Below are 12,166 nucleotides of genomic sequence, written 5' to 3' on the forward strand. Positions count from 1 at the left end.
ATGACCAGCACCCTCCTGATCACCGGCGCCACCGGCTTCATCGGCAGCCGCGTCGCCCGCCGCGCCACCACCCTCCCCACCGTCCGCACCACCGTGCTCCACCACCGGCGTCCCGTCACCCGCCTGCCCCCCGCCACCCCGGTGATCACCGGCGACCTCGCCGAACCCGCCTCCCTGCGCGGCGTCTGCGACGGCGTCGACGTCCTCCTGCACTGCGCCTCCCGGATCGGCGGACCGGCCGAGGACTGCGAGGCCGTCAACGCCCGCGGCACGGCCGCCCTGATGGCCGAGGCACGCCGCGCCGGAGTCCGCCGCGTCGTCTACCTGAGCACCGCCTCCGTCCACGGCCGCGGCCCCTTCCGCGGCGCCCGGCCCGACGAACTCGCCCGCGCCCCGGTGTCCGCCACCTCCCGCACCCGCGCCGCCGCCGAGGACGCCGTGCTCGACGCCGGCGGGATCGTGCTGCGCCCCCACATCGTCTACGGCGAGGGCGACCGCTGGGTGGGCCCCGCGCTGACCGCCCTGACCCGCGCCCTGCCGGGCACCGTGGACCGCTGGACGGCCCGGCTGTCCGCGATCGACGTCGAGGACCTCGCCGACGCCCTGCTGGGCACCGCGCTCGCCGCCGAGGACGCCCTGACCTCCTCCGTCTACCACGCCAACCACCCGGAGCCGGTCACCTGCCACGACCTGCTGCGCGCGCTCGCCGCGGCGGCCGGCACACCCTGGCCCGCCCGGGACATCGGCTACCCGGAGGCCCGGGAGAGCCTGACGGCCCAGGGCAGAACCACCCACGACCTGGACATGGTGGCCGTCGACCACTGGTTCGACAGCCGCGCGCTGTGGGCCGACCTCGGCCGCGATCCGGGCCCGGGATTCCACGGGCGCTTCCCCGGACACGCCCACTGGTACCGCCGGGCGCTGGCCGCCCGGGCGACGATCCCCCGGGAGCCCCTCGCGCCCGGGCCGGCGCCTCAGGCCCCGGACCAGGTCTCCTCCACCGTGCCGTCCGCCCGCAGGGCGTAGCGGGTCACCACCTCCGCCCCCGAGGCGGCGCGCTGGGTCCGCACCAGCGCGCCGCCGTCCAGGCGCCAACTGGTGTCCCGGGCCGCCGGGTCGGCGACCGAGGTGTAGGAGCCCAGCAGCACCGGCTGGTCGCCGTCGAAGCCGTACATCAGCAGCAGGTGGGCCGGCACGGTGTCCTGGAGCTGGCGCAGCACGACGATCTGCGCGGGCGCGCCGGAGATCGAGGCGTCCAGCACCTCCAGCAGCTCCACCGGGCCCTCAGCGGCGCCGTCCTGCCTCCCGGCGCCGTCCACACCGGCGTCGACGGCCGCGCCGCCGGCGGAGCGGCCGTCGATCAGCCGGATGTCGCCCGAGCCGTCCGGCGCCGGGTAGGTGTGGTCCGCCCAGTCGACCTCGGGCGCGTCGCCGTGGCCGGCGTCCAGCGGGGTGAGGTCCCGGCCGGGCTGCTTCCCGCCGAGCGGGGACGCGGAGGAACCGGGCGTCTCCTGGGCGCCGCCCGCCGCCGCGTCGTCGCGGACCGGCGCGCCGCCGCCGGGCCCGTCCTCCCGGCCACCCTGGCCCTGCCCGGAGGCGTCCTCCCCGTCCGTCGACCCCGCGGCCGGCGGGGCGAGCTCGTCGCGCACCGACATCGGCGCCGGCGCCCCGTTGTCGGCGTCCGGACCGCCGCACCCCTGGGCGGTGGCGATGCCCAGGGCCACGGCCGCCGTCACCGTGACGAACACGATCAGCCGCTGCCGCAGCAGCCGCGCCCGGGAGCGCCGCGCGGCGGCCGCCGCCGTGCCGGGCCGGCGGACACCGCCCGCGGTGGACGAGCCGCCCGCCGTGCCACCGGCCGCGCCCGCGCCGCCGCCCGGACGCCGTTCGGCCCGCTCCGGTCGCTCGGCCCGCTCCACCCCCCGCTCGGCGCGTTCGCCCCGTTCGGCGCGCTCCGCCGGGTCGGGGCGGTCCGGCCGGGCCGGCCGTCCGCCGGGCACCGTCGGCTGCGCGGGCGTCGCTGCGGCAGTGGCCGGACCGGTTCCGGCCGCGGCGCGGGCGACACCGGACCGGCCGGCGCCGGCCCGCCCGGAGCGGGCCCACGGCGAGACGGCCCCCCGGGACTCCCGGCCGTGGATCTCCAGCAGTCGCTCGTGTAGCTGCACCGTGCTCGGCCGGTCCGCCGGATCCTTGGCCAGACAGGCGCCCAGCAGCGGCGCCAGCGCCTCGGGCACCCCGGACACGTCCGGATCCTCGTGCACCACCCGGTAGAGCATCACCTCGGAGGTGCCGCTGCCGAACGGCGAGTCGCTGGTGGAGGCGTACACCAGCGTGGCGCCCAGGGCGAACACGTCGGTGGCGGCGGTGACCGCGGCCCCGCGCACCTGCTCGGGCGCCAGGAAGCCGGGGGAGCCGACGGCCGTCCCGGCGTGGGTGAGCGTGCTGGCCCCGGTGGCCCAGGCGATGCCGAAGTCGATGATCCGCGGGCCGTGCGGGGAGAGCAGGATGTTGGAGGGCTTGAGGTCCCGGTGCACCACGCCCGCGTCGTGCACCGCGGTCAGCCCCTCGGCCAGCGCGGCACCCACCTCGGCCACCTCGGCCGCCGACATCGGCCCGTCGTCGGCGACCCGGCGGTGCAGCGACGGCCCCGGCACGTAGGCGGTGGCCAGCCACGGCCGTGCGGCGTGCGGGTCGGCGGCCATCACCCGGGCCGTGCAGCCGCCGCGGATCCGGGAGGCGGCGGCGACCTCGCGGGCGAAGCGGGAACGGAACTCGGCGTCCTCGGCCAGCTCGGCCCGGATCAGCTTCAGCGCCACGCGCTGCCCGCGCCGGTCGGCGCCGAGGTAGACCACCCCCATGCCGCCGGTGCCCAGCCGACGCAGCAGGCGGTAGGGGCCGACGAAACGCGGGTCCTCGCGCCGGAGCCGCATCATCGTCATCCTCGCCCACTCCTCCGCCCTGCTTGACTGGCCACAGCTTACGGACTGCCCCGTGCGGTGTGCTGATACGCAACGCCTGGTCCATCCGTGGGACGTGGCCGACACCCCTCCGGTTCCTGGTCAGGCCGCCGTCCGAGGGGGTGTCCGGCCGGCCCGGCGGCCGGGCGTGGCGGGACCGCGTCAGGTCTCGCGGGCGTCGACCAGCGGGTCCGGACCGTCGTCGCCGAGGTTGCCGCACAGGCGCTCCAGCACCGCCAGCGCGGTGGCGTAGTCGCCCGGGTCCACGCCGGCCGTGGCGGCGGCCCGGCTCTCCCGCACGGCGGCGGCGACGAGCCGGTGCACCGACCGGCCGGTGTCGGTGGGTGCCCAGACGGTGCCCGGAGCCCCGGCGACCTCCGGCCGCCCCGGGCCGATCCAGCCGCGCCGGCGCAGTTCGGCGAGGGTGGCGGTCAGCTCGCCGGGCCCGCCGAAGTCGGCGAGGGCGGCGCGCAGCCGCTCCTCGGAAGCCGCCGTTCCGCACAGCAGGTTGAGCACCTGCCAGCCGAAGCGGTCCAGGCCGTGCGGCTGGAGGGTCCGCTCCAGCGAGCGGGTCAGCAGGGCGTCGGCGCGCCGGAGCCAGTACCCGATCGGCAGCGGGCGCGACCCGGCGGCGGGGGACTGCGTGTGCACGTGACCTCCGGAGACGAGGGTGCGTGGACCAGTTCATGTGCTCTTCGCAATCATATGCGTGAGACACACAATTCGGCGCCGGTCCGCCCGGCGCGGTACCCCGAACGAGCCCCGATCCGCGCACCCGCGAAGGTCGGGGGGTGGCCTACGACCCAAGGAGTAGGGGCCCCGGCGGGATACCCCTCCACGGCATGACGACGCCGGATCGGCCCGCCGCCTAGGGTTGCCGTCGAGTGGAGGAACACCGGGGAAGCCGAGCGCGGCCGCGGTGCGAACGGGGTGAGGGGGCGGCCACGCGATCCGGCGTGGGACCGCTCCCGGAGGGAGAACAACGGACATGGCGTCGCAGACCATCGACCGGTCGGTCGGGCACCGCGTGCCGGCCGGACGCCCGCCGGCCGACGTGCTGCCGCGTCCGCGGCGCGCCGAGGGCGCCGCCTACCTGGCGAGCGCGGACCCCATGGAGCACGCCGAGCGCCCGCGCCTCCGCACCACCGTCGCCCGCCCGGTGGAACCCTCCCGCCCGGTGGAGCCCTCCCGCCCGGTGGAGCCCTCCCGTCCGGTGGAGCCCTCCCGTCCGGTGGAGCCCTCCCGCGCACCGGATCCCGCCGGCCCGGTGGAGCTTTCTCGCCCGGTGGAGCCGGCCGACGCCGGCGACGGCCCCCGGGCCGACCACACCGCCCCCGCGACGCCCGCGACGACGCCCGCCCGCAGCGCCACGAGCCGGGCCCGCGCGGCCGGGACGGAGACGGAGCGGCGCCACCCCGCCGTAGCCGTTGGCATGGCCCTGCCCCTGGCGGTCCTGCTCTTCGTCGTCTTCGGCGGCTGGGAGACCGTCCCCGCCCAGACGCTGCAGCTCGCGGAACTGCTCGGCCGCCTCGGCCGCTAGATCGGCGCCATGACGCGGGCGACCGCGCCCCCGGGCACGGTCGGCACCGGCCGCCCCAGGGGGCCGTCAGCGAATCCGGCCGCCTTCCGTGACCAGCCATTCGCCGGTCTCCCAGTCGGACGGACCGTCATCGATCCGGTAGCACAGGTCGAATCGGATGCCCAGTCCCGGCCACGGATGCCGGACCGGTACGACGCGGAAGATCTCCTCCAGGCCGGGCAGGGTGCCCCCTTCCGGCTCGGGGAACAGCGCCTCCAGTTCCGCGCGGGTCAGGTCGGTCCAGAGCGCGAACTGCCACTGCGTGCCCGTCAGCCACTCGTCGTGGACCAGCTCGAACCGGGGCTCGCGGCCGGCGACGAAGTCGCGGATGCCGCCGAGGAGCTCGTCCGACGTCGAGGGAAGGACGAACGGCCAGTCCTCGCCGGTGGGATAGCGGTACATGGTGGACGCCGAGGCGAGCGCGCCCACGAGGTCGTGCCACTGCTCGGGCGAGGTGGTGCGGGCGGGCACGTTCACGCCCGTGTGATCGATCCCCCGGACGTGCCCGGCCAGACGGCGAGTCAGGTCGGCCATCTCCACCCCGCCCGCCGGGGCCGGCTGCCCGCCCCCGTCACCACCGCCGTGCACGGCGATGGAACGGCCCGTGTCGAGGGCGATCACCGGCGCGGGCACGTCGGCCAACTGGAACGCCGTCACCGGACGGGCGCCGACGGGCCGCGGCGGGGTGAGGGTGAGTCGGTCCCCCGGTCCGCCGGCCGTGCCCGCGGACCGGGTGTGGTCGGCGTAGGCCACCTCGGCGAGCAGCGCACTCAGCTCGCTGAGGAATGCGTGTGATTCCGGGCTCTCGGGCAGGAGGAAGGCGATCTCGGTCAGGCGGTCCATGCGGCTGACCGTAGCGGAATGTCTGCCCTGGTGATCGCGCCGGAGAGCCGTCGGTCCCCTGCGGCGGGCGCCGCCTCACTCCGGGGACATCACCTCGTAGAGGTTGCCCGCGTCGTCCAGGAAGAACACGCCCCGGGGGCACAGGGGGTGGTCGGTCCGCCCGTCGTCCGGATGGGAGGGGTCGCTGCCGTAGGGGCACGCCGGCGGCCCGGAGGCGGGCCAGGATGCCGTCGAAGGTGGCCGGGTCCACGTCGAAGGCGAGGTGGTGCCCCTCCGGGTTCTCCATGGCCATGAAGTCCAGGGTCAGCGTCGCGTTCACCGCACGGGGGCCAAGTGTCCCGAGCGCCCGGCCGGCGGCAGCTCCTCCAGACCCGTGATCGAGGCGAAGAAGCGCGCCGCCCGGCGGTGGTCCAGCGCGGGGACGATGGTGTGGTTCAGCGTGACGGTCATCGGGTGCTCCCGGGTTCGTCGAGGGCGCCGTGCAGCAGGACGTCGACGAGCTCCTCCGGCGGCAGGCGCACACCGTCGCAGGCGGGGCGGAGCTGGGCGAAGAGCATCCCGAGGAAGATCGCGGCGACCTTCTCCGGAGCCAGCCGCAGCGCCGCGCGATCGGGCTCGACGAGTTCGGTGACGGCGCCGTGGATCGCCTCCGTGGACGCGTCCCGACTGTCCGGCGCCGGGCGGCCGGAGCCCGGCTGGTCGCGGCGGTGACCGGAGGCGTGCAGGGTGCCGACCACGGCGCCCATGCGCTCCAGGTGGGCGCGCATGGCGTCGGCGGCCTGGACCAGCCGGGCGGCCAGCGGCTCCTCCGGGGGGATCGAGGCCAGCTCGCGCAGCACGTGGTCGGGGTTGACCGCCTCGGCGACGCAGGCGTCGAGCACCGCCTCCTTGTCCGGGAAGACACGGAAGATGGTGGCCTCGCCGATGCCGGCGGCCCGGGCGATCTGGCTCGTGGTGACGGCCGAGCCGTACTCGGCGACCAGCGGCAGCGCCGCCGCGACGATCATCGCCCTGCGCTGCTCGGCGCCCATTCCCGGCGCCCGCCGCCGGGTCGCTCCTTCTGGCACGGCACCCAATCTACGGAGTGAGTACTCACTCCGTCAATGGTGAGGGTGGGGGGCGGTGCGGGGGAGGTGAGGATCCCGGCGGGCTCCCGGCCCGGGAAGCGGCCCCTGCGCAGAGGGTGAGTCGGGGCGGGAGCGGAGGCGAGGCGGGGCGGGAGCGGAGAGGCCGAGTCGGGGGAGGAGTGGGAGGCCGAGTCGGGAGAGGGGTGGGAGGCCGAGTCGGGAGAGGAGTCCGAGGAGGGCCGCAAGTTATCCACAGGCCGCGAAGCGGGGGCTGCGGCGTGTCACCCCGCCATGGGATCCTGAAGAAGGGGTCTCGAAGCCCCCCACGGGGGGATGGGGGAGAAACGTTTTGGCGCGGGGATGGCGAGAGGCCCCGTCCGGTGTTCCGATCAGAAAGCCCTCCATCCGGAGGGTCGCTCGGGCGGCTCCCTGCCGGGGGTGATCCGAAGGTTCCCCATCCGGGGAAGCCGATCGGAAGACTTCCCATCCGGGGAGCCGGTCCGAGGGTTCCCCGTCCGAGGTGCGCGGTGCGCGAGGTTCGAAGGGCGGAGTCGATGACCATCACCCCGGCGTTCCGGGTTGCCGATCTTTCCGGTGCGGCGGCTCCGGCGGCGCCCGGCGCCCCAGCCACCACTGCCGGTTCGGTCGGCCCCGGCCCGGTCACCGCCGGCCCCGCCAGCCCGGCCGACACCGGCACCCCGGGCACCGGCACCCCGAGCACCGGCGTGCCCGGCGGCGCTGCGCGTGCCGAGGGTCGGCCGCCCGCGCTGGCCACCGCGCGCCACACCACCCCGCTGGGTGACTTCCTGCTCGGCGCCACCGAGCACGGCCTGCTGTCCTGCGATCTCGTCGGGGCCACCGGCAGCGCCGCCGACCGCACCCCCGCCGCGACCGGTGCCGTCCCGTCCCCCGAGTCACGGGCCCACGCCGGAGGCTGGCTGGAGCTCGCGGCGCGCGAGCTGGACGGCTACTTCGCCGGCTCCCTCCGCGCCTTCACGGTCCCGGTGGATCTGCGCCTCGCCGCCCCCTTCGACCGCGCCGTGCTCGCCGAACTGGCCGCCGTGCCCTACGGGGAGACCACCACCTACGGCCTGCTGGCGCGGAAACTGGCGCTGCCGCCCGGCGCGGCGCGCGCGGTCGGCCGGGTCATGGCCCTCAACCCGGTGATGATCATCGTCCCGTGCCACCGGGTCGTGGGTTCCGACGGCCGGCTGACCGGCTACGCCGGCGGCCTCGCGGCCAAGCGTCGCCTGCTCGATCTGGAGTCCGCCGACCGTGAACTCCGGCTCGACCTCGGCATCTGAAGCGCGGCAGCCGCACCGCCGCGCCGCTCGAACACGCACGCCGGCGGCGAGCGCCCTCCGGCGAGCCCGTCCCGCCGGGGGCCCCTGGGGACGGCGCGACGGTCGCCGGGCAGCACAAGGGCCCGCCGGCGCGAAGCCGGCGGGCCCTTGTGGTGATCATGGTGGGCGATACTGGGATTGAACCAGTGACCTCTACCGTGTCAAGGTAGCGCTCTCCCACTGAGCTAATCGCCCCGACGATCCGAACGGATCAGCGGTGGTGCTGGTGCGGCGACCCCGTAGGCCAGGCCCGGGGGCGGGACAAGTCCGCGAGCAACCGGCGTGCCGGTTACCGTGGGCGATACTGGGATTGAACCAGTGGCCTCTACCGTGTCAAGGTAGCGCTCTCCCACTGAGCTAATCGCCCTGGATGACATCGTTCCCGCGCCACCACCCACCATGGGTGAGGCTGGTCGACAGGATTCCGTCAAGCCACGCCTCCGTGTGCTAACGCACACGGAGAGTGGTGGGCGATACTGGGATTGAACCAGTGACCTCTACCGTGTCAAGGTAGCGCTCTCCCACTGAGCTAATCGCCCTCCGAGAACCGGCGACGGTCCTCATGGAGGTGGAGACGGGATTTGAACCCGTGTAGACGGCTTTGCAGGCCGTTGCCTCGCCTCTCGGCCACTCCACCGAGCGAGCCCTCTTACGAGGGCCCATCCGAGCGGACGACGGGACTCGAACCCGCGACCCTCACCTTGGCAAGGTGATGCTCTACCAACTGAGCCACGTCCGCGTGCCTTCCCGGAGCTCCTGGCCTTCGTGGCCCGTCGCTCCCGGCGACGAGATGAACTCTAGCGGATTCCCGTGCCAGCTCAAATTCCGTATCCGGAGCGGACGCGTCGAACGCGTAGGCGCATCATCGAAGGACCGCGCGCCCCCGTCCTGCTCCGGACGCGCCCCCACCCCGTCCAGATCGACCCTCGACCCCGGATCTCCTCACCATGACCTCGCCCCCCGGCCCGCGTCCCGGCCGCCCCGCCCGCTCCCTCCCCGCCGCCGCCCGCTTCGGCCGGCGCACGGCCACCGGCCTCGCCGAGGTGACCGACGACCTCGCGGCGCTCGACCGCGGCGGCTTCTGGGCGGTCGTCGTCGACTTCGAGGGCAAGGCCACCTGCGCCCGCTTCACGGACGTCCGCGACGTGGCGGACGCGGTCGCGGATCCCGACGCCGACGCGGGACCGGACGACCACCCGGGCAGCCCGGGGGAGTGGCGGGCGCCGGACCCGGCCGACTGGACCTCCTCGATGAGCCAGGCCCAGTACGTCGAGGCCGTCCGCCGCGCCCGGGAACGGATCGCCGCCGGCGACTTCTACCAGGTCAACCTGTGCCGCGTGCTCACCGCGCCGCTGCCCGACCCGGCCCGCGCCGACGTCCTCGCCCTCCAGCGCCGGCTGGCCGCCGGCAACCCCGCCCCCTACGCCGCGGCCGTCCGGCTCCCCGAACACGGCCTGCACGTCGCCTCCGCCTCCCCCGAGCTGTACCTGCGCCGCTCCGGCGCCGTCGTGGAGTCCGGTCCGATCAAGGGCACCGGCCGCACCGCCGCCGACCTGCTGGAGAAGGACCGCGCGGAGAACGTGATGATCGTCGACCTGGTGCGCAACGACCTCGGGCGGGTCTGCCGGATCGGCTCGGTCACCGTGCCGCGGCTGTGCGCCGTCGAGCCGCACCCCGGCCTGGTGCACCTCGTGTCCACCGTCCGGGGCGAGCTGCGGCCGGACGCCGGCTGGCCCGAACTCTTCGCGGCCTCGTTCCCACCCGGCTCGGTGACCGGGGCCCCGAAGAGCAGCGCGCTGCGCACCATCGAAGAGCTGGAGCCGGTCCCCCGCGGCCCCTACTGCGGCGCCGTGGGCTGGGTGGACGCCGACCGGGGCGAGGCCGAGCTGGCCGTCGGCATCCGTACCTTCTGGGTGGAGCACGGCCCGGCCGCCGGCCGCGCCGACGGGCGTTCCGTGGTGCGCTTCGGCACCGGCGCGGGCATCACCTGGGGCTCCGATCCCGAGCGCGAGTGGCAGGAGACCCGGCTGAAGGCGGCCCGGCTGATGGCCCTCGCCTCCTCCGGGGGCGCGGCCGAGACCCTCCCCGGCGCCACGGAGGGCACCCCCTAGGGCGGCGCGCGGGGGCCGGGGGGAACGGGCGGCGACACGCCCGGTCGCACCGGGTGAGCCGCCCCGCGCCCACGCCCGGTGGGGGACGATGGTCCGTGCGGCCGCGGCGGGAGCCGCCGCGGACCGCGCAGCAGCACGGCGACACACCCGCGGCACCGGCGAGGCCGGCGCCGCGCACCGCACGGGAGAACGGGAGAGGCCGCATGAAGATCTGGGTCAACGGAGCGCTGGTGGACGCCTCCGACGCCGTCGTCCCCGTCCTCGACCACGGCCTCACCGTGGGGGACGGCGTCTTCGAGACGGTCAAGGCCACCGACGGCCAGGCCTTCGCCCTCACCCGCCACCTCGGCCGGCTGGCCCGCTCCGCCGCCGGGCTCGGCCTCCCCGCGCCCGACCTCGACCAGGTCCGCAAGGCCTGCGCCGAGGTGCTGGCCGCCAACCCCATGCCGCTCGGCCGGCTGCGCATCACCTACACCGGCGGCACCTCCCCGCTGGGCTCCGAACGCGGCGAGGCCGGCCCGACCCTGGTCGTCGCCCTGGGCACGGCCGCCCGCCGGCCCGACACCACGGCCGTCGCCACCGTTCCGTGGCGGCGCAACGAGCACGGCTCCCTGGCCGGCCTGAAGACCACCTCCTACGCGGAGAACGTGGTGGCCCTCGCCCACGCCCGCCGGGCCGGCGCCACCGAGGCGCTCCTGGCCAACACCGCCGGCCGGCTCTGCGAGGGCACCGGCTCGAACGTCTTCGTCGTGGTCGGCGGCCGGCTGCTCACCCCGCCGCTGTCCTCCGGCTGCCTCGCCGGCGTCACCCGCGCCCTGGTCATGGAGTGGTGCGGCGCGGAGGAGGCCGACCTGCCGTTCGACGTGCTGCGCACCGCCGACGAGGTGCTGCTCACCTCGACCCTGCGCGACGTGCAGGCGGTCAGCCGGGTGGACGACCGGGAGCTGCCCGGCGCCCCGGGGCCGGTGACCGCCGAGGCGATGCGGGTCTTCGCCGCCCGCGAGGCCGCGGACATCGATCCCTGACCGGGCCGGGTGGCCGGGCCGGCCGCCCGGCTGGGGCGGCGGTCTGGTGCCGGTCGCCGAAGCATCACGGACGGGAAAACCGTGGGACGGCGGGGGGTGGGGTGCGACAGACTTCCGGCACGCCCCGCCCCCGGCGTCCGCGCACCCGACGGAAGGCAGTCCGCCCCATGACGACCACGCTCCGTCCCGCCCAGGGAACCGGCGACCCCGAACCCGACGGCTCCCGGCGACGCACCTTCCAGGTCTGCGACAACGGGCGGCCGGTGGGCGCGCTGACGGTCCTCGCCCGGCGGCCGCACGGGGAATGGGTGGGCGCCCTGGAGGGCCTGGAGATCGAGCCGCCCGCGCGGCGGCGTGGCCGCGGCACCATCGCCGTGCTGGCCGCCGAGGAGGTCCTGCGCGAGTGGGGCTGCGCCACCGTCGAGGTCCGGCTGCCCGGGCCCGCCGAGCCGCGTCCGGCCGCCGAGCTGCTCCGGGGGGAGCCCGGCGGGGACCCGGCCGAGCCCGCGTTGCGGATGGCCGTCGCCCTGGGCTACCAGGAGGCCGACTGGAACATGGCCAAGGCGCTCACCGGGCCCGTTCCGGCTCCCGTCCCGGGGCTGCGTCCCATGACGGAGGCGGAGTTCGACGCCTGGTGGCCCGGCGCCGTCGACTCGTACGCCCGCGCGCTCGTCGGGCTCGGGATGTCCGAGGAGCGCGCCCGCCGCAAGGCCGAGGAGGACCACCGGCGTCTTCTCCCGGACGGTCCGCGCACCGCGGACACCTACCTCGCCGTGCTGCACGGGGACGGGGCGCCCGGGGAGGGTGAGCCTGGGGACGGGGCGCCCGGGGACGGGGCGCCCGGGTGGCTGGGCACGCTCGGGCTGGGGCTCCTCCCGCCCCCGCACCTGGCGGCGGTGGCGGAGATGAGGCGGGGCGGCTGGGTCTGGGAGGTGTGGGTGGCCGAGGCGGCGCGTGGCAGCGGCCACGGTCGCGCGCTGATGCTGGGCGCGGAACGGGCGGCCCGGGAGGCCGGTCGCGACCGGCTCGGCCTGCGGGTGGTCACCGACAACGTCCCGGCCCGGTCGCTGTACCGGTCGCTCGGCTACCGGGTCCTCGCCCGCCATCTCACCAAGCGGCTGCTGCCCTGACCGGTCCCCGCCGCGCCTGACCGGTCCCCGCCGCGCCGCCGCCCCCGGCGTCCCGGTCGCGGCGCGCGGGGGCGTGGGGCGACCGCGGGGGCGACGGGGGCGGTGCGGCGG

At 76.4% G+C, this 12,166-nt stretch carries 10 protein-coding genes, 5 tRNA genes and 1 pseudogene; 6 read left to right on the plus strand and 10 right to left on the minus strand.

Annotation, left to right across the window (positions count from 1 at the left end):
- Positions 1-1,026, plus strand: coding sequence for an NAD-dependent epimerase/dehydratase family protein (locus FHU37_RS05115; protein ID WP_179813038.1), 1,026 nt, complete (start codon positions 1-3; stop codon positions 1,024-1,026).
- Positions 1,027-1,685: 659 nt separating this feature from the next.
- On the opposite strand, the pseudogene FHU37_RS27775 reads toward FHU37_RS05115, so the two are convergent.
- Together FHU37_RS27775 and FHU37_RS05125 are read right to left on the minus strand one after the other, a co-directional pair.
- Positions 1,686-2,939: pseudogene (locus FHU37_RS27775) on the minus strand (serine/threonine-protein kinase); the annotation flags it as partial.
- Between the two features lie 180 nt (positions 2,940-3,119).
- Positions 3,120-3,608, minus strand: coding sequence for a MarR family winged helix-turn-helix transcriptional regulator (locus FHU37_RS05125; protein WP_179813039.1), 489 nt, complete (start codon positions 3,606-3,608; stop codon positions 3,120-3,122).
- A 337-nt stretch (positions 3,609-3,945) separates the two neighbouring features.
- Here FHU37_RS05125 and FHU37_RS05130 point away from each other — a divergent pair, with 337 nt between their 5' ends.
- On the plus strand, positions 3,946-4,497 hold the full coding sequence (locus FHU37_RS05130; RefSeq protein WP_179812174.1) for a hypothetical protein: 552 nt from the start codon (positions 3,946-3,948) through the stop codon (positions 4,495-4,497).
- Positions 4,498-4,563: 66 nt separating this feature from the next.
- On the opposite strand, the gene FHU37_RS05135 is transcribed toward FHU37_RS05130, so the two are convergent.
- From FHU37_RS05135 to FHU37_RS05145, 3 genes are all read right to left on the minus strand, one after another.
- A complete protein-coding gene (locus tag FHU37_RS05135; RefSeq protein WP_179813040.1) occupies positions 4,564-5,379 on the minus strand; it encodes a hypothetical protein in 816 nt (271 codons plus the stop codon).
- 315 nt (positions 5,380-5,694) lie between these two features.
- On the minus strand, positions 5,695-5,829 hold the full coding sequence (locus FHU37_RS28875; protein ID WP_281394596.1) for a VOC family protein: 135 nt from the start codon (positions 5,827-5,829) through the stop codon (positions 5,695-5,697).
- Positions 5,826-6,386, minus strand: coding sequence for a TetR/AcrR family transcriptional regulator (locus FHU37_RS05145; RefSeq protein ID WP_179816027.1), 561 nt, complete (start codon positions 6,384-6,386; stop codon positions 5,826-5,828). Before FHU37_RS05145 ends, FHU37_RS28875 begins: the two co-directional genes overlap by 4 nt.
- 614 nt (positions 6,387-7,000) lie before the next feature.
- On the opposite strand from FHU37_RS05145, the gene FHU37_RS05150 reads away from it, so the two are divergent.
- Positions 7,001-7,750, plus strand: coding sequence for a methylated-DNA--[protein]-cysteine S-methyltransferase (locus FHU37_RS05150; protein ID WP_179813041.1), 750 nt, complete (start codon positions 7,001-7,003; stop codon positions 7,748-7,750).
- Positions 7,751-7,909: 159 nt separating this feature from the next.
- Here FHU37_RS05150 and FHU37_RS05155 read toward each other — a convergent pair.
- The 5 genes from FHU37_RS05155 to FHU37_RS05175 form a co-directional block, all read right to left on the minus strand.
- Positions 7,910-7,984, minus strand: a tRNA-Val gene (locus FHU37_RS05155).
- A gap of 100 nt (positions 7,985-8,084) precedes the next feature.
- A tRNA-Val gene (locus tag FHU37_RS05160) sits at positions 8,085-8,156 on the minus strand.
- 97 nt (positions 8,157-8,253) lie between these two features.
- A tRNA-Val gene (locus FHU37_RS05165) sits at positions 8,254-8,328 on the minus strand.
- A gap of 24 nt (positions 8,329-8,352) precedes the next feature.
- Positions 8,353-8,426, minus strand: a tRNA-Cys gene (locus tag FHU37_RS05170).
- Positions 8,427-8,455: 29 nt separating this feature from the next.
- Positions 8,456-8,528, minus strand: a tRNA-Gly gene (locus FHU37_RS05175).
- 208 nt (positions 8,529-8,736) lie between these two features.
- On the opposite strand from FHU37_RS05175, the gene FHU37_RS05180 reads away from it, so the two are divergent.
- From FHU37_RS05180 to FHU37_RS05190, 3 genes are all read left to right on the plus strand, one after another.
- Complete coding sequence (locus FHU37_RS05180) at positions 8,737-9,900, plus strand: chorismate-binding protein (RefSeq protein ID WP_179813042.1); 1,164 nt, start codon at positions 8,737-8,739, stop codon at positions 9,898-9,900.
- A gap of 203 nt (positions 9,901-10,103) precedes the next feature.
- The gene (locus tag FHU37_RS05185; RefSeq protein ID WP_179813043.1) at positions 10,104-10,925 is read left to right on the plus strand and encodes an aminotransferase class IV; all 822 of its coding nucleotides are present in this window, start codon (positions 10,104-10,106) and stop codon (positions 10,923-10,925) included.
- 167 nt (positions 10,926-11,092) lie between these two features.
- Positions 11,093-12,055: a GNAT family N-acetyltransferase gene (locus FHU37_RS05190; protein WP_179813044.1), complete on the plus strand. Its 963-nt coding sequence runs from the start codon at positions 11,093-11,095 to the stop codon at positions 12,053-12,055.
- Positions 12,056-12,166: the final 111 nt, after the last annotated feature.

This window comes from Allostreptomyces psammosilenae, assembly GCF_013407765.1.
Taxonomy (GTDB): domain Bacteria; phylum Actinomycetota; class Actinomycetes; order Streptomycetales; family Streptomycetaceae; genus Allostreptomyces; species Allostreptomyces psammosilenae.

Bases quoted from the DNA above. Each gene is read 5' to 3' on its own strand.
- FHU37_RS05115 (WP_179813038.1), top strand. From the start codon at position 1: ATGACCAGCACCCTCCTGATCACCGGCGCCACCGGCTTCATCGGCAGC.
- FHU37_RS05130 (WP_179812174.1), top strand. From the start codon at position 3,946: ATGGCGTCGCAGACCATCGACCGGTCGGTCGGGCACCGCGTGCCGGCC.
- FHU37_RS05135 (WP_179813040.1), bottom strand. From the start codon at position 5,379: ATGGACCGCCTGACCGAGATCGCCTTCCTCCTGCCCGAGAGCCCGGAA.
- FHU37_RS28875 (WP_281394596.1), bottom strand. From the start codon at position 5,829: ATGACCGTCACGCTGAACCACACCATCGTCCCCGCGCTGGACCACCGC.
- FHU37_RS05145 (WP_179816027.1), bottom strand. From the start codon at position 6,386: ATGATCGTCGCGGCGGCGCTGCCGCTGGTCGCCGAGTACGGCTCGGCC.
- FHU37_RS05150 (WP_179813041.1), top strand. From the start codon at position 7,001: ATGACCATCACCCCGGCGTTCCGGGTTGCCGATCTTTCCGGTGCGGCG.
- FHU37_RS05180 (WP_179813042.1), top strand. From the start codon at position 8,737: ATGACCTCGCCCCCCGGCCCGCGTCCCGGCCGCCCCGCCCGCTCCCTC.
- FHU37_RS05185 (WP_179813043.1), top strand. From the start codon at position 10,104: ATGAAGATCTGGGTCAACGGAGCGCTGGTGGACGCCTCCGACGCCGTC.
- FHU37_RS05190 (WP_179813044.1), top strand. From the start codon at position 11,093: ATGACGACCACGCTCCGTCCCGCCCAGGGAACCGGCGACCCCGAACCC.